Here is a 12,455-nt window from a genome sequence, read left to right on the forward strand (position 1 = left end):
GCTTGCATGGTATGTGGTTGGATTTGGGTTTGAGTGGATGATTCGGTTTAAGACCTTGCGATGTTTCCTCGATTGAGGATGTGCTGGAACCCGTCCTGATTATTATGGGGTTTTCGCTTCAATGAACTTGGTTGAGGATTTCGGGCGTCGGTTGTTCAGAGGTTTTTTGCAGGAAGCATTGCTTCTTGGGGTCGATTACCAAGTTATACGCTTCCTCCACCGTTGTCAATCATTTTCTTATTACGGTTTCCTGCCAATTTTCAAACGGTTTCCACACCTTTTGGGTCGGGTTGCGGCGGGCGGAATCCGGTGTCCGATTCACCAAAAAAAGGGTTCAGACATGGGGTTCAAAGCCGCCCCGCAGGTCGGCCGGTTCCGCCGAACAGACGTCGTATTTCAGAACAGGGTTGCCGTTTCCATTTAGCTCCTCTCCGGAGGAGTGGCCTCTGGAAGTCCCATTCCAAAACCGATATCATGAGGCGATTGCAAATCGGAAAGGGAGGTCATGTCCGCTCCGTTCACCATAAACTCCGGGGAGTTTGAGCCCGCGTACCTGAAACTGCACCGCACGGGCGAACTGTTCCGCCGCTCGCGCGAGGCTCTGCGTGCGCTCAAAAACTGCAAGGTGTGCCCGCGCGACTGCGAGGTGGATCGGCTGAACAACGAGTTTGCGCTGTGCAAGACGGGCCGCCACGCCTACGTCTCCAGCTTCTTCCCGCACTTCGGCGAGGAGGACTGCCTGCGCGGCTGGAACGGGAGCGGCACCATCTTCTTTTCCATGTGCAACCTCAAGTGCGTGTTCTGCCAGAACTACGATATCAGCCAAAAGCACGACGGCGATGAGGTCGGCCCGGAAGCGCTGGCACAGATGATGCTCCGCCTGCAGGCCATGGGCTGTCACAACATCAACTTCGTCACGCCGGAGCATGTGGTGCCGCAGATTCTGGAAGCCCTGCCAATGGCGGTGGAGATGGGCCTGCGCCTGCCCATTGTGTACAACACCGGCGCCTACGACTCGCTGGAGAGCATCGAGAGCCTGCGCGACATTGTGGACATCTTCATGCCCGACTTCAAATACTGGGAGGAGACGGACTCGTCCACCTACCTCAAGGCCAAAAGCTATCCCGACGCGGCGCGCGCGGCCATCAAGGCCATGCACGAGCAGGTGGGCGATTTGGTGTTCGACGAAAAGGGTCTTGCCAAACGCGGCGTGCTGGTGCGGCACCTAGTGATGCCCAACAGCGCGGCGAACGTGCGGCCCATCATGCGCTGGCTGGCCCGTGAACTTTCGCCCGACACCTACGTCAACATCATGGCCCAGTACCGCCCGGCGGGGAAAGTGACCCAAAACCGCTTCCGCGAAATCTGCCGCAGAACCACATCCGAGGAACACGCGGAAGCCGTACGCATCGCCAGGGAAGAAGGCCTGCGCCGATTCGACACGCGCGATCCGGAGGCGTTTCTGGCCTACGCCCTGCCCTGAACCCTGTTGATACTGCTTCGCCTTATGGTGAACACCGACCGCATTGCCAATGACTGGAAGCGCCGCGGCTACTCGTTCGGCGAATTCCGCGATCCGCCCGGCCAGCGCTGGGAGGACTTCGTGCACGAGGTGGACGAGTTGTTCATGGTGGCGGAAGGGCGTATGGAGATCGAGATTGAAGGCGCGGTGAGCCACCCCGACCCCGGCGAGGAGGTATTCATCCCCGCGCGCGCAGTGCACTCGGTGCGCAACATCGGCGGCACATCCGCCTGCTGGTTGTACGGCTACAAACAGAAACCCTGACCCGCTCCTTCTTTCCTGCCGTTTGACCTCTTCTATTTTTATTTGTAGAAATCCGTTTTTTTTGAGTGCGGGGGTTGCGCTTATTCAACGTTGCCCATAGCATAGGGGCGTGCAGGGGCGAGGCGTCTATTTGTTTTTCCTAAGGACAGGAGATTATGGCTAAAGCGAAGATCAAGGATCCGTGGGATCAGTGTAAAAAATGCCTGCCGGCGAAGTGCTGTACCTACTTCGCGTTGCAGGTGGATGAACCGGAGACGCGCAAGGATTACGAAGCAATGTTGTGGCAGATCGCGCACAAAGGCGTTTCGTTTTACATCTACCGCAAGGGCTGGTACATGATGGTGGAGACGGTGTGCAACTTTCTGCGCGACGACAACAAGTGCGCCATATATGAAACGCGGCCTTACATCTGCCGCGAACACAGCATTGAAAACTGCGAATACACCGGCGACGATTACGGCTGGACGGAGCACTTCAAAAGTTACAAGGAACTTTTGGACTGGATCAACGACAACACCAATTTCCGGTTCAAGTACAAGGAGCCGGACTACGGCAAGCCCAACGCCAAGGGGCGCAAGCTGAAAGCCATGGTCGGTTGCGGCAGTTGACCCTTCCCCGCAAGGGGGAAATCATACATTCGATTGGGCTGAGTTGAAATCCGGCGACGGAGGGAGTTACTTGTCGTCGGATTTTTTCTTTGAAGAAGTGGACTTCTTGGCGGCGGTTTTTTTCTCGCCTTCTTTTGCCTTGTCCTCTTTGGGAGCGGCTTTCTTTTTGGCGGGCGCCTTGTCCTTGTCTTCCTTTTTAGCGGCCGGGGCTTTCTTCTCCCCGGTCTCTTTTTTCCCGCCGGACTCCTTCTTGCCTTTCTTCTCCTTGGCGGGAGCGGCCTGGGCCTGTTCTCCCTCGCGATCCACGAGCTCGATGATGGCCATCGGCGCATCGTCGCCGCGGCGGTTGCCGACATGCAGGATGCGGGTGTAACCGCCGTTGCGGTTGGCGTAACGGTCGGAGAGCGTGTCGAACAGCTTCAGGAAGGCTTCCTTGCCGTGCACCACGCGCAGAGCGCGGCGGCGGGCGTGCAGGGTCCCTTTCTTGCCCAGCGTGATGGTCTTCTCCACGTGACTGCGCAGTTCCTTCGCCTTGGCCAGCGTGGTGCGAATTCGCTCTTTCACGATAAGCGCGGTGACCAGGTTACGGAACAGCGCTTTCCGGTGAGCCGAGGTGCGGCCCAGTTTTCTTCCCGCTTTCAGGTGACGCATGGGATGTGATCTCTCCGTTCAGTTTCGGGGGCCCGTGGGAAACGAATGGTTTCTCGTCAGGCGCGTTCTCCCTCGAGTTCCACTTCTTTTTTCTTGCGCATGGCCTGGATCTGGCGGAGGTCTTCCTCTTCCAGCTTCAGACCCAGCGACAGGCCCATTTCCTCGAGAATTTCCTTGATCTCGTTGAGCGACTTTCTGCCAAAGTTACGGGTTTTCAGCATTTCGCTGTCGCCCTTCTGCACCAGCTCGGCGATGGTGGTGATGTTCGCGTTCTTGAGGCAGTTGTAAGAGCGCACGGACAACTCCAGCTCCTCGACGCTTTTCGCCAGGTTGGTGAGCAGTTTCTGTTTCTTCTCGTCGATCTGCGGCTGAACCGGCTCCGGCTCTTCATCGAAGTTGATGAAGATCTGCATGTGGTCCTTGACGATCTTGGCGGCGTGCGCCACGGCGTCTTCCGGAGTGATGCTGCCATCGGTCCACAGTTCCATGACCAGCGAGTCGTAGTCCGTGGACTGGCCGACGCGGGTTTTCTCCACGATGTAATTCACCTTTTCCACCGGCGAGAACAGCGCATCAACGGGGATCATCTGCACGGACTCGGTGCTCATGTCGTGGCGGTCTGCCGGAACGTAGCCGCGTCCGCGCTGAATGAGCACTTCCATGTCGAGCGAGCCGTTGCTGTCGAGCGTGGCGATCTTGTGATCCGGGCTCAGGATGGTGACGTCCGGGTCTTCCTGAAAATCCTTCGCCAGCACTTCGCCCGCGGTGTTGCGTTTCAGGTACAGGCGCTTGGTGTCCTCACCGCCCTGCAGTTTCAGTTGCAGTTTTTTCAGGTTGAGGATGATCTCGGTGACGTCTTCCATGACGCCCGGGATGGACGAGAATTCGTGGAACACGCCTTCAAATTTCACGCCGATGACGGCGGTGCCTTCGATGGAAGACAGGAGCATGCGGCGAAGCGAGTTGCCTACGGTGATGCCGTAGCCGCGCTCAAACGGTCCTGCCTGGAACTTGGCGTAGTTGTCGGACCGGGTCTTCTTATCAAAATCGAGACGCTTGGGTTTAACGATTCCCTGCATCATCAAGTCAATCCTCCGATTGTTTTCTGTATCAAGTTTTGTATTGGGTGACGGCCGACGGGGCGGCGCAATGCGGGGGCGCGCCCCCATCCGGGTCTCATCAACGCGAATACAATTCAACGATCAACTGCTCGTTGATCGGGAGCGTGATATCCTCACGCGAGGAGAGTTCCAGAACGGTTGCTTCGTTTTTGTCAAAATCGAACGTCAGCCACGACGGCGGCGTTTTGCCTTTCATGGCTTCGAGAGCGGTCTTGATCGGGAGCTTGTCCTTTTTGGAGGCAACCAGTCCGATCACATCGCCTTTCTTAATGTTGTACGAAGGCACGTTCACTTTTTTGCCGTTGACGGTGAAAAAGCGGTGACGCACCAACTGCCGCGCGGCGTTGCGGGAACCCGCGAGGCCCAGCCGGTAGATGACGTTGTCGAACCGCAACTCCAGGTTCTGCAAAAGGTTTTCACCGGTAACGCCTTTTTTCTGATCGGCTTTTTTGAAGTAGGTGCGGAACTGGTTTTCCAGCACGCCGTAGAGGCGGCGGACTTTCTGTTTCTCCCGCAACTGCACTCCGTACTCCGAGAACTTGGTGCGGCCCTGGCCATGCTGGCCGGGGGCGTAGCTTCGGCGGTCGATCGCGCACTTCGGGGTATCACACCGCTCAGCCTTCAGATACAGCTTTTCCCCTTCGCGGCGACAGAGACGACAAACGGATCCAATATAACGTGCCAAAGCTACACTCTCCTATAAATGAATCAAAACAATATTGCGGTTACACCCGGCGGCGCTTGCGCGGCCGGCATCCGTTGTGCGGAATCGGCGTGCGGTCGCGGATGACGGTGATTTCCATGCCCACACCCTGCAGAGACCGGATGGCGGACTCGCGTCCGGCGCCCGGGCCTTTGACGTGCACTTCCAGTTTGCGCATGCCCATTTCACGGGCCTTGGTGGCGGCTTTCTCGGCGGCCACCTGCGCGGCAAACGGGGTGCTCTTGCGCGAGCCTTTGAAGCCCTGCGCACCGGCGCTGGACCAGGACACGACGTTCCCCGACAGATCGCTGATAGTCACGATCGTGTTGTTGAACGTGGCACGAATGTGGGCGACGCCCATCTCCGGTGCGGTTTTGCCCTTCTTCTTTCCAGCCTTAGGTTTCTTTTCTGCCATCGATCCTTACCTCAGTTTGTTATTTCTTGCCTTTGGCGCCGACCGTCTTGCGCGGTCCCTTACGCGTGCGGGCGTTGGTGTGCGTGCGCTGACCGCGAACGGGCAGGCCACGGCGGTGCCGGAGCCCGCGGTAACAGCCAATATCCATGAGCCGCTTCATGTTCATGTTGTTGGTGCGGCGCAGGTCGCCCTCCACCTGGTGATCCTTTTCGATGATCGAGCGGATACGCGTCAGCTCGTCGTCCGTCAGGTCCTTGATCCGGGTTTCCGGAGCTACGTTGGCCTGCTGGAGGATTTTGCCTGAAGTGGTGGGTCCGATGCCGTACACATAGGTCAACGCCACCTGGGCCTGCTTGTTCATGGGAATGTCCACACCGGCTATACGTGCCACGCGATTTCCTTTCTTCTAATTACGACGCGGTTGTCCGCAACGGGGCTTCAACCCTGTTTCTGTTTGTGCTTGGGGTTCTCACAAATCACGCGCACCACGCCGCGACGGCGGATCACCTTGCAATTCTTACAAATCTTTTTGACGGATGCCTGAACTTTCATGATGACCTCTGTGACTGACGTGATTACTTGTACCGGTACGTGATGCGGCCGCGAGTCAAATCGTACGGCGAAAGCTGAACCTTCACCTTGTCGCCCGACAGGATGCGGATGAAATGCAGTCGCATTTTTCCGGAGATGTGAGCGAGAATCTTGTGTCCGTTTTCCAATTCCACGCGGAACATGGCATTCGGCAAGGGTTCCAGCACGGTGCCTTCGACTTCGATGGAATCTTCTTTGGACATATTCAGTTGACCATTTCGCAAACCCGGGAAAAAATTTCATCGACTGTGCCCCGGCCGGGCGCGGTCTTCAGTTTTCCCTGTTTCTCATAATAATCTTTAAGCGGCGCCGTCTGCTGCGTGTACACCGCGAGGCGTTTGAGGATCGTCTCCTCGTTGTCGTCGTCGCGCTGATACAACTCGCCACCGCAAGCATCGCACTTGCCCGCCACCTTGGGCGGATGCGTCGTCTTGTGGTACATGGCACCGCATTCCTTGCAGGTGCTTCGGCCGGTCAGGCGTACCAGCAATTCACCCTTATCCACTTCCAGGTCCACGACCACGTCGATGTCCTGGCCCATGGACTTCAACATCTCGCCCAGCTTTTCCGCCTGCACGATGGTGCGCGGAAAACCGTCGAGAATGAACCCGTTTTCACAGTCGGGCTCTTTGATGCGTTCCTTGATGAGGCCGACGACGATCTCATCGGGAACCAATTGACCCTGATCCATGTAGGCTTTGGCCTGCTTTCCCAACTCGTTGCCGTCACTGACGGCGGCCCGCAGGATGTCCCCGGTGGAAATCTTGGGGATGCAAAACCGCTCCTGGAGCAAATTCGCCTGGGTGCCTTTTCCGGACCCAGGAGGACCTAGCAATATCACCCTCATGGATCAGCCTCGGCGACTCCGTAACCTCCCCTTTTTGATGAAACCGTCATAATTCCGCATCACCAAATGGGATTCAATTTGTTGCATGGTATCGAGGGAGACACCAACGACGATGAGCAGGCTCGTCCCGCCAAAATAAAACGGAATGTTCAGGTATTTTATCAAATAATCGGGCAAAATACAGATAAAAGACAGATATATCGCCCCGTAAAACGTCAACTTAGACAGAATCTGGTCGATGTACTCGGCGGTCTTCGGGCCCGGTCGAATCCCGGGAATGAAACCGCCGTGCTTCTTCATGTTGTCCGCCACTTCGGTCGGGTTGAAAATGACCGCCGTGTAGAAATAACAGAAGAAAAAGATCGCACCGATGAAAATCAGGCTGTAACCCAAATTACCCGGAGCCAGGGCCGCCGAAACCGCCTGCATCCACGGATGATCGATGAACTGGGCGATGGTCGCCGGGAACATGATGATCGAGGACGCAAAAATCGGCGGAATGACACCGGAGGTATTGACCTTGAGCGGCAGGTGCGAAGTCTGCCCGCCATACATCTTCCGTCCCACCACGCGCTTGGCGTACTGGATGGGGATCCGTCTCTGTCCCCCCTCTGTAAACACAATGAATCCGGTCACGGCCATCATGACCACAACCAGCAACAGGCCGATCAGAACCGACAGTTCGCCGGTGCCCATCAGGTCCAGCGACATGCCGACCGCCGAGGGCAGGCCCGCGACGATGCCGGTGAAAATGATGAGCGAGATGCCGTTGCCGATGCCGCGCTCGGAAATCTGTTCGCCCAGCCACATGATGAATACCGTGCCCGCAGTCAGGGTCAGCATCGTCATCAGGCGGAAGTACCAACCCGGATCCGGCACGATCGGCGCGCCGCCGGGGCTTTTCATGGCTTCCAGTCCCACCGCCATGCCGGCGCTCTGCACGGCGCACAGCAGGACCGTTCCGTACCGCGTGTACTGGGTTATTTTCTTCTGGCCCTGCTCGCCTTCCTTCTTCAACTGCGCCAGATGCGGCGACACGATGGTCAGCAGTTGCAGGATGATCGACGCGCTGATGTAAGGCATGATGCCCAGCGCGAAGATGGTGAGGCGGCTCAGCGCACCCCCCGAAAACATGTCGAAGAACCCAAGGATCGTGCCCTTGGCCTGCTCAAAAATTTCCGCCAGCGCCGCGCCGTCGATACCCGGCGTCGGGATGTGCGCCCCGATGCGGTAAACGATCAGGACGCCAAGGGTGAACAGCACCCGGCGCTTGAGCTCCGGGATCCGGAATATGTTCGCAAAACTCTCGGCGCCACTCATTTAAAGGACTACGGCCTTTCCTCCCGACTTCTCGATTTTCTCCACCGCCGCCTTGCTGAACTTGTGGGCGTGGATGGTGATCGCCCCGGAGAGGTCGCCGTCAGCCAATACCTTGACCGCCTCGGTTTTGTGGATGAGGCCCTTTTCTTTCATCACATCGGGAGTCAGCGGGCCGTCCACCGAAATGTCTTTCAGGTCCCCCAGGTTCACCAGCTCGTAGGTTTTCTTGAAGATGTTGGTGAAACCGCGCTTGGGCAGGCGGCGCTGCAGAGGCATTTGTCCGCCCTCGAACCACAGATGCGGACTTCCGCCGGAGCGGCTCTTCTGCCCTTTCTGGCCGCGCCCGGAGGTCTTGCCGTTGCCGGAACCGGGTCCGCGTCCAACCCGGTTGCGTTTCTTGCGGCCGCCGGGGAAGCCTTTCAAATTGGATAATTCGATCATATCTGGATCACTCAACGGGACGATTTATGATGCAATTCTTTACCGCGCACTTCCTGGCACTGCTGGACATCGCGCAGGGACTGGAGTCCGTCGATGGTGGCCTTCACCACGTTGTGCGGGTTGTTGGTGCGGATGCACTTGGTGAGGATGTCCTTCACCCCCGCCGCTTCCAGCACGGCGCGCACGGCGCCGCCGGCGATCAGGCCGGTACCGCGGCTCGCCGGCTTCAGCAGAACCTCACCGGAGCCAAAGCGGCCGATGATCTCGTGCGGAATGGTGGTGCCGTCCAGAGCCACGCGGATCTGGTTTTTCTTGGCGCGCTCGACGCCTTTGCGGATGGCTTCCGGCACTTCGTTGGCCTTGCCCAGTCCCCAGCCCACCTTGCCTTCGCGGTTTCCCACCACGACCAGGGCGCTGAAGCTGAACCGGCGTCCGCCTTTCACCACCTTGGCGACGCGCTTGATCTTGACGACTTTATCGACGAATTCGGTTTGTTTGGCGGCTCGTTCCTGCAAAAGCGTTCCTCCTGCCTGGCCGGGTTTCTACCCCGCCGGGTTGGTTTTTTAAAACTTGATTCCTTTTTCCCGCACCGCCTCGGCCAGCGCCTTGACACGGCCGGCATAGATGAATCCGTTGCGGTCGTAATACACTTCGGTGATGCCCTTGGCGGCGGCCTGCTCGCCCAGCATGGAACCCACCAGCTTCGCCGCCTCGACGTTGCCGCCGGTCTTCATCTTCGCCTGAAAATCCTTGGTCAACGAAGACGCGGATGCCAGGGTTTTGCGGTTGGCATCGTCGATGATCTGGGCGTAGATGTGGTTGGTACTGCGGAACACCGACAGGCGCAATTTCTGCGGGTCTTTCTGGGTCCGGTTTTTCACCCGGAATTTGCGTTTCAGCCTCAGCCGTGCTTTGACATTCGTTTTTGACATGGTCCGTCTTGCTTAAATTATTTACCCGAGGCGGCTTTGCCCGCTTTTCTGCGGATGCGCTCGTCGGAGTACATGACCCCTTTGCCCTTATAAGGCTCCGGAGGCCGCATTTTGCGGATTTCCGCAGAAGTTTGTCCCACCTTTTCCTTGTCGATGCCCTTCACCTTGATGGTGTTGGCCTTCGAGTCCACCTCAAACTCAATACCTTCCGGGCTCGGGTACTCGATGGGATGCGAATAACCCAGGTTCAGCACCAGGGCCTTACCCCTCAGCTCCACCTTGTAACCGACGCCTACGATATTCAGCTGTTTTTCATATCCCTGAGAGACGCCCACCACCATGTTATTGAGAAGCGCCCGGGTGAGCCCGTGCAGGGCCCGGTGGGTGCGGTTGTCCGACGGCCGCTTCACCACCACCTGGCTCTCTTCCTTCTCGATCAGCATCTCCGGGTGCAGGTCACGCACCAGCTCCCCCTTGGGACCCTTCACCTTCACGTGACTGCCCTGAATGGTGCACTCAACGCCGGAAGGCAGTTCAATCGGCAATTTTCCAATACGCGACATAATCGATTCCTGACTTACCAGATGTACCCGACCACTTCGCCGCCGATACCTTTTTCGCGGCAAATCTGATCGGTGACCAATCCCTGCGAGGTGGAGATGATGGCGATCCCCAGACCGTTCAGCACCTTCGGGATATGGTCTTTGTCCACATACACACGACGTCCCGGCTTGCTGATGCGCCGGATGCCGCGCACGCAGGGGGAGCCGTTGTGGTATTTCAGATACACCCGCAACAGTCCCTGCTTGTCATCTTCCTTTGTCTTGAAGTTGCGAATGAATCCTTCACCCTGCAAAATCTCGGCAATCCGGGTCTTCATTTTGGAATTGGGCATGTCCACCGTGGGGTGGCGCACCTGCATTCCGTTCCGGAGCCGGGTGAAAAAATCCGCGATGGGATCGGTCATCATGAGATTAAAGTTCTCCTAAACTTACGTAACTCGTTGCCTTACCAACTGGCCTTGGTGACGCCGGGGACTTCCCCCAGCAGCGCCCGTTGCCGGAAACAGATGCGGCACAGACCGAACTTGCGCAGGTACGCCCGCGGGCGTCCACACACTTTGCACCGGTTGTACTCCCGCACACTGAATTTCTGCTTGCGGTTGGCCTTGGCTATCAGCGATTTCTTCGCCATGTCTTGCCTCTAAAAATCGGGACTCAGTTGCGGAACGGAAATCCCATGGTCTTCAACAACACCCGCCCCTGCTCGTCATTTTCAGCGGTGGTGCAGATGGTGATGTTCATGCCTTTGATCTTTTCGATCTTGTCGAAATTGATCTCCGGAAATATCAATTGCTCGCGCAGGCCAATGGTGTAGTTGCCGCGTCCGTCGAAGGACTTGGGCGACAGACCCTTGAAGTCGCGCACACGCGGTAGCGCGAACCCGACAAGCCGCTCGAAAAATTCGTACATGCGGGAGCCGCGCAGGGTCACGCGCACGCCCACCGGCATGCCTTCACGCAGTTTGAAGTTGGAGATCGCTTTCTTGGCTTTCGTCACCACCGGCGCCTGGCCGGTAATGGTACGCATCTGCTCCACGCCCGCCTCGATCAGCTTGGCGTTCTGGGTGCCTTCGCCCAGCCCCATGTTGAGCACGATCTTCTCCAGACGCGGAACCTGCATGATGTTCTTCAGCCCGAGTTCCTTCTGGATCTGACTCCGGTACTTCTCGTTGTATGCCTGTTTGACATTGGGTACTGCCATGTTCTATTCCGTCAACCTTTCTGGCACTTAAATCTTGTCGATGGCGTCGCCGCATTTCCTGCAAACGCGGACGCGGCTTCCGTCTTCCAGTTTTTTGCTTTTCACGCGCACACCCGTGCCGCACTTGTCGCAGACCAACAGAACGTTGGAATAATTGATCTTGCCTTCCTTCTCCACAATGCCGCCCTTGTTCTGCCCGCTCGGCTTCATGTGACGCTTGTAGAGATTGAGTTTCTCCACAGTGACGCTGTCCTGATCCGGATAGAACGCCAGGATCTTCCCTTTTTTACCGCGTTCGCGTCCAGTCATCACCATGACGATGTCGTCTTTTTTCAGCAACCAGCTACCGGCCATCAGAGCACCTCCGGGGCGAGGGAAATGATCTTGAGAAACTTCTTGGCGCGGAGTTCGCGGGCGACGGGGCCGAAGATGCGGGTGCCGACCGGCTCCTTCGCTTCGTTCACCAGCACGGCGGCGTTGGTGTCGAATTTGATGTAGCTGCCTTCCGAGCGGCGCATCTCCTTGCGGGTGCGCACCACCACGGCCTTCTTGACGTCACCTTTTTTGATGTTGCTGTTCGGCTCGCACTCCTTCACGGCCACGACGATGATGTCGCCCACCGAGGCGTAGCGCCGACCGGTTCCGCCCAGCACCTTGATGCACTGAACTTTCCGCGCGCCCGAGTTGTCCGCCACATCCAAAACTGTTCGCAGTTGAATCATCGCCGTTAAATTTCCCGTTTCTTTAAAATTTCAACCAGGGACCACCGCTTGTCTTTACTCAAGGGCCGCACCTGCTTCATGGAAATAAAGTCGCCCACGTTGCACTGGTTCGTCTCGTCGTGGCACTTGTATTTCCGGGTCTGCTTGACCACTTTCTTGAATTTGGGGTGAATGTACTTCCGGTCCACCCGCACCACCACCGTCTTGTCCATCTTGTCGCTGATGACGGTGCCCAACAGCGTTTGTTTGCGCTTGCCTTCGCTCAACGTATGCTCCTGAGGTTATTTCTTTTCACCCGTCTTTTCCGACGAGGAGGTTTCGGCTTTCGGCTGGCCGGTCTGGTCCGCCGACTGTTTCAGTTCCCCGCGAAGGGTTTTGATGCGGGCAATGTCCCGGCGCATGTGCTTCATCCGCCCCGGGTTTTCAATCTTGCCCGTGGCGAGCTGAAACTTCAGGTTGAAATACTCTTCTTCCAGGTCGGCGAGTTTCTCCTCGCGCTCCTTTTCGGACAGCTCCCGGATTTCCTTCATCTTCATGGTAGTCGTTTCCCGCCTG

23 protein-coding genes are annotated in these 12,455 nt (G+C 57.4%); 3 read left to right on the forward strand and 20 right to left on the reverse strand.

What is annotated here, in order from left to right:
• Positions 1–505: 505 nt before the first annotated feature.
• The 3 genes from J2S31_RS13150 to J2S31_RS13160 all read left to right on the forward strand — a co-directional run bounded on the left by J2S31_RS13150 (position 506) and on the right by J2S31_RS13160 (position 2,394).
• Complete coding sequence (locus J2S31_RS13150; protein WP_237099621.1) at positions 506–1,483, forward strand: radical SAM protein; 978 nt, start codon at positions 506–508, stop codon at positions 1,481–1,483.
• Between the two features lie 24 nt (positions 1,484–1,507).
• Entirely contained in the window at positions 1,508–1,786 is a 279-nt protein-coding gene (locus J2S31_RS13155) for a cupin domain-containing protein (RefSeq protein ID WP_237099622.1), read from the forward strand.
• 155 nt (positions 1,787–1,941) lie between these two features.
• Positions 1,942–2,394, forward strand: a complete 453-nt coding sequence (locus J2S31_RS13160; protein WP_237099623.1) for a YkgJ family cysteine cluster protein — start codon at positions 1,942–1,944, stop codon at positions 2,392–2,394.
• A gap of 66 nt (positions 2,395–2,460) precedes the next feature.
• On the opposite strand, the gene rplQ is transcribed toward J2S31_RS13160, so the two are convergent.
• The 20 genes from rplQ to rpmC form a co-directional block, all read right to left on the reverse strand.
• Complete coding sequence (gene rplQ / locus J2S31_RS14760) at positions 2,461–3,045, reverse strand: 50S ribosomal protein L17 (RefSeq protein WP_371831636.1); 585 nt, start codon at positions 3,043–3,045, stop codon at positions 2,461–2,463.
• Between the two features lie 56 nt (positions 3,046–3,101).
• Positions 3,102–4,127, reverse strand: coding sequence for a DNA-directed RNA polymerase subunit alpha (locus tag J2S31_RS13170; protein ID WP_237099624.1), 1,026 nt, complete (start codon positions 4,125–4,127; stop codon positions 3,102–3,104).
• A 97-nt stretch (positions 4,128–4,224) separates the two neighbouring features.
• Positions 4,225–4,851: a 30S ribosomal protein S4 gene (rpsD, locus tag J2S31_RS13175; protein ID WP_237099625.1), complete on the reverse strand. Its 627-nt coding sequence runs from the start codon at positions 4,849–4,851 to the stop codon at positions 4,225–4,227.
• A 40-nt stretch (positions 4,852–4,891) separates the two neighbouring features.
• On the reverse strand, positions 4,892–5,284 hold the full coding sequence (gene rpsK, locus J2S31_RS13180; RefSeq protein WP_237099626.1) for a 30S ribosomal protein S11: 393 nt from the start codon (positions 5,282–5,284) through the stop codon (positions 4,892–4,894).
• Positions 5,285–5,303: 19 nt separating this feature from the next.
• The gene (gene rpsM / locus J2S31_RS13185; RefSeq protein ID WP_237099627.1) at positions 5,304–5,675 is read right to left on the reverse strand and encodes a 30S ribosomal protein S13; all 372 of its coding nucleotides are present in this window, start codon (positions 5,673–5,675) and stop codon (positions 5,304–5,306) included.
• Between the two features lie 47 nt (positions 5,676–5,722).
• Positions 5,723–5,836 (reverse strand): 50S ribosomal protein L36, encoded by a 114-nt coding sequence (gene rpmJ, locus J2S31_RS13190; protein ID WP_042250588.1) that lies wholly within the window; start codon positions 5,834–5,836, stop codon positions 5,723–5,725.
• Between the two features lie 23 nt (positions 5,837–5,859).
• Positions 5,860–6,078 (reverse strand): translation initiation factor IF-1, encoded by a 219-nt coding sequence (infA, locus tag J2S31_RS13195; protein ID WP_237099628.1) that lies wholly within the window; start codon positions 6,076–6,078, stop codon positions 5,860–5,862.
• Positions 6,079–6,080: 2 nt separating this feature from the next.
• Positions 6,081–6,722: an adenylate kinase gene (locus J2S31_RS13200; protein WP_272908838.1), complete on the reverse strand. Its 642-nt coding sequence runs from the start codon at positions 6,720–6,722 to the stop codon at positions 6,081–6,083.
• Positions 6,723–6,725: 3 nt separating this feature from the next.
• Complete coding sequence (gene secY / locus J2S31_RS13205) at positions 6,726–8,042, reverse strand: preprotein translocase subunit SecY (protein ID WP_237099630.1); 1,317 nt, start codon at positions 8,040–8,042, stop codon at positions 6,726–6,728.
• Entirely contained in the window at positions 8,043–8,480 is a 438-nt protein-coding gene (gene rplO, locus J2S31_RS13210; RefSeq protein ID WP_237099917.1) for a 50S ribosomal protein L15, read from the reverse strand.
• Positions 8,481–8,494: 14 nt separating this feature from the next.
• Positions 8,495–8,998, reverse strand: a complete 504-nt coding sequence (gene rpsE, locus J2S31_RS13215; protein ID WP_237099631.1) for a 30S ribosomal protein S5 — start codon at positions 8,996–8,998, stop codon at positions 8,495–8,497.
• A 48-nt stretch (positions 8,999–9,046) separates the two neighbouring features.
• A complete protein-coding gene (rplR, locus tag J2S31_RS13220) occupies positions 9,047–9,415 on the reverse strand; it encodes a 50S ribosomal protein L18 (RefSeq protein ID WP_237099632.1) in 369 nt (122 codons plus the stop codon).
• A 17-nt stretch (positions 9,416–9,432) separates the two neighbouring features.
• Positions 9,433–9,978: a 50S ribosomal protein L6 gene (gene rplF, locus J2S31_RS13225; RefSeq protein ID WP_237099633.1), complete on the reverse strand. Its 546-nt coding sequence runs from the start codon at positions 9,976–9,978 to the stop codon at positions 9,433–9,435.
• A 14-nt stretch (positions 9,979–9,992) separates the two neighbouring features.
• Positions 9,993–10,385 (reverse strand): 30S ribosomal protein S8, encoded by a 393-nt coding sequence (gene rpsH, locus J2S31_RS13230; protein ID WP_237099634.1) that lies wholly within the window; start codon positions 10,383–10,385, stop codon positions 9,993–9,995.
• A 38-nt stretch (positions 10,386–10,423) separates the two neighbouring features.
• Positions 10,424–10,609: a type Z 30S ribosomal protein S14 gene (locus tag J2S31_RS13235; protein WP_237099635.1), complete on the reverse strand. Its 186-nt coding sequence runs from the start codon at positions 10,607–10,609 to the stop codon at positions 10,424–10,426.
• 23 nt (positions 10,610–10,632) lie between these two features.
• Positions 10,633–11,178 carry a 50S ribosomal protein L5 gene (gene rplE / locus J2S31_RS13240; protein WP_237099636.1) on the reverse strand — a complete coding sequence of 182 codons (546 nt, stop codon included), beginning with the start codon at positions 11,176–11,178 and terminating at the stop codon, positions 10,633–10,635.
• Positions 11,179–11,205: 27 nt separating this feature from the next.
• A complete protein-coding gene (gene rplX, locus J2S31_RS13245) occupies positions 11,206–11,532 on the reverse strand; it encodes a 50S ribosomal protein L24 (protein WP_237099637.1) in 327 nt (108 codons plus the stop codon).
• The gene (gene rplN / locus J2S31_RS13250) at positions 11,532–11,900 is read right to left on the reverse strand and encodes a 50S ribosomal protein L14 (protein ID WP_237099638.1); all 369 of its coding nucleotides are present in this window, start codon (positions 11,898–11,900) and stop codon (positions 11,532–11,534) included. Before rplN ends, rplX begins: the two co-directional genes overlap by 1 nt.
• Before the next feature lie 5 nt (positions 11,901–11,905).
• Positions 11,906–12,166: a 30S ribosomal protein S17 gene (gene rpsQ, locus J2S31_RS13255; protein WP_005007679.1), complete on the reverse strand. Its 261-nt coding sequence runs from the start codon at positions 12,164–12,166 to the stop codon at positions 11,906–11,908.
• 15 nt (positions 12,167–12,181) lie between these two features.
• Entirely contained in the window at positions 12,182–12,436 is a 255-nt protein-coding gene (gene rpmC, locus J2S31_RS13260) for a 50S ribosomal protein L29 (RefSeq protein ID WP_237099639.1), read from the reverse strand.
• Between the last annotated feature and the right edge of the window lie 19 nt (positions 12,437–12,455).

The sequence above is a fragment of the Nitrospina gracilis Nb-211 genome, assembly GCF_021845525.1.
GTDB lineage: Bacteria > Nitrospinota > Nitrospinia > Nitrospinales > Nitrospinaceae > Nitrospina > Nitrospina gracilis_A.

Bases quoted from the DNA above. Each gene is read 5' to 3' on its own strand.
- J2S31_RS13150 (WP_237099621.1), top strand. From the start codon at position 506: ATGTCCGCTCCGTTCACCATAAACTCCGGGGAGTTTGAGCCCGCGTAC.
- J2S31_RS13155 (WP_237099622.1), top strand. From the start codon at position 1,508: ATGGTGAACACCGACCGCATTGCCAATGACTGGAAGCGCCGCGGCTAC.
- J2S31_RS13160 (WP_237099623.1), top strand. From the start codon at position 1,942: ATGGCTAAAGCGAAGATCAAGGATCCGTGGGATCAGTGTAAAAAATGC.
- rplQ (WP_371831636.1), bottom strand. From the start codon at position 3,045: ATGCGTCACCTGAAAGCGGGAAGAAAACTGGGCCGCACCTCGGCTCAC.
- J2S31_RS13170 (WP_237099624.1), bottom strand. From the start codon at position 4,127: ATGATGCAGGGAATCGTTAAACCCAAGCGTCTCGATTTTGATAAGAAG.
- rpsK (WP_237099626.1), bottom strand. From the start codon at position 5,284: ATGGCAGAAAAGAAACCTAAGGCTGGAAAGAAGAAGGGCAAAACCGCA.
- rpmJ (WP_042250588.1), bottom strand. From the start codon at position 5,836: ATGAAAGTTCAGGCATCCGTCAAAAAGATTTGTAAGAATTGCAAGGTG.
- infA (WP_237099628.1), bottom strand. From the start codon at position 6,078: ATGTCCAAAGAAGATTCCATCGAAGTCGAAGGCACCGTGCTGGAACCC.
- J2S31_RS13200 (WP_272908838.1), bottom strand. From the start codon at position 6,722: ATGAGGGTGATATTGCTAGGTCCTCCTGGGTCCGGAAAAGGCACCCAG.
- secY (WP_237099630.1), bottom strand. From the start codon at position 8,042: ATGAGTGGCGCCGAGAGTTTTGCGAACATATTCCGGATCCCGGAGCTC.
- rplR (WP_237099632.1), bottom strand. From the start codon at position 9,415: ATGTCAAAAACGAATGTCAAAGCACGGCTGAGGCTGAAACGCAAATTC.
- rplF (WP_237099633.1), bottom strand. From the start codon at position 9,978: ATGTCGCGTATTGGAAAATTGCCGATTGAACTGCCTTCCGGCGTTGAG.
- rpsH (WP_237099634.1), bottom strand. From the start codon at position 10,385: ATGATGACCGATCCCATCGCGGATTTTTTCACCCGGCTCCGGAACGGA.
- J2S31_RS13235 (WP_237099635.1), bottom strand. From the start codon at position 10,609: ATGGCGAAGAAATCGCTGATAGCCAAGGCCAACCGCAAGCAGAAATTC.
- rplE (WP_237099636.1), bottom strand. From the start codon at position 11,178: ATGGCAGTACCCAATGTCAAACAGGCATACAACGAGAAGTACCGGAGT.
- rplX (WP_237099637.1), bottom strand. From the start codon at position 11,532: ATGGCCGGTAGCTGGTTGCTGAAAAAAGACGACATCGTCATGGTGATG.
- rplN (WP_237099638.1), bottom strand. From the start codon at position 11,900: ATGATTCAACTGCGAACAGTTTTGGATGTGGCGGACAACTCGGGCGCG.
- rpmC (WP_237099639.1), bottom strand. From the start codon at position 12,436: ATGAAGATGAAGGAAATCCGGGAGCTGTCCGAAAAGGAGCGCGAGGAG.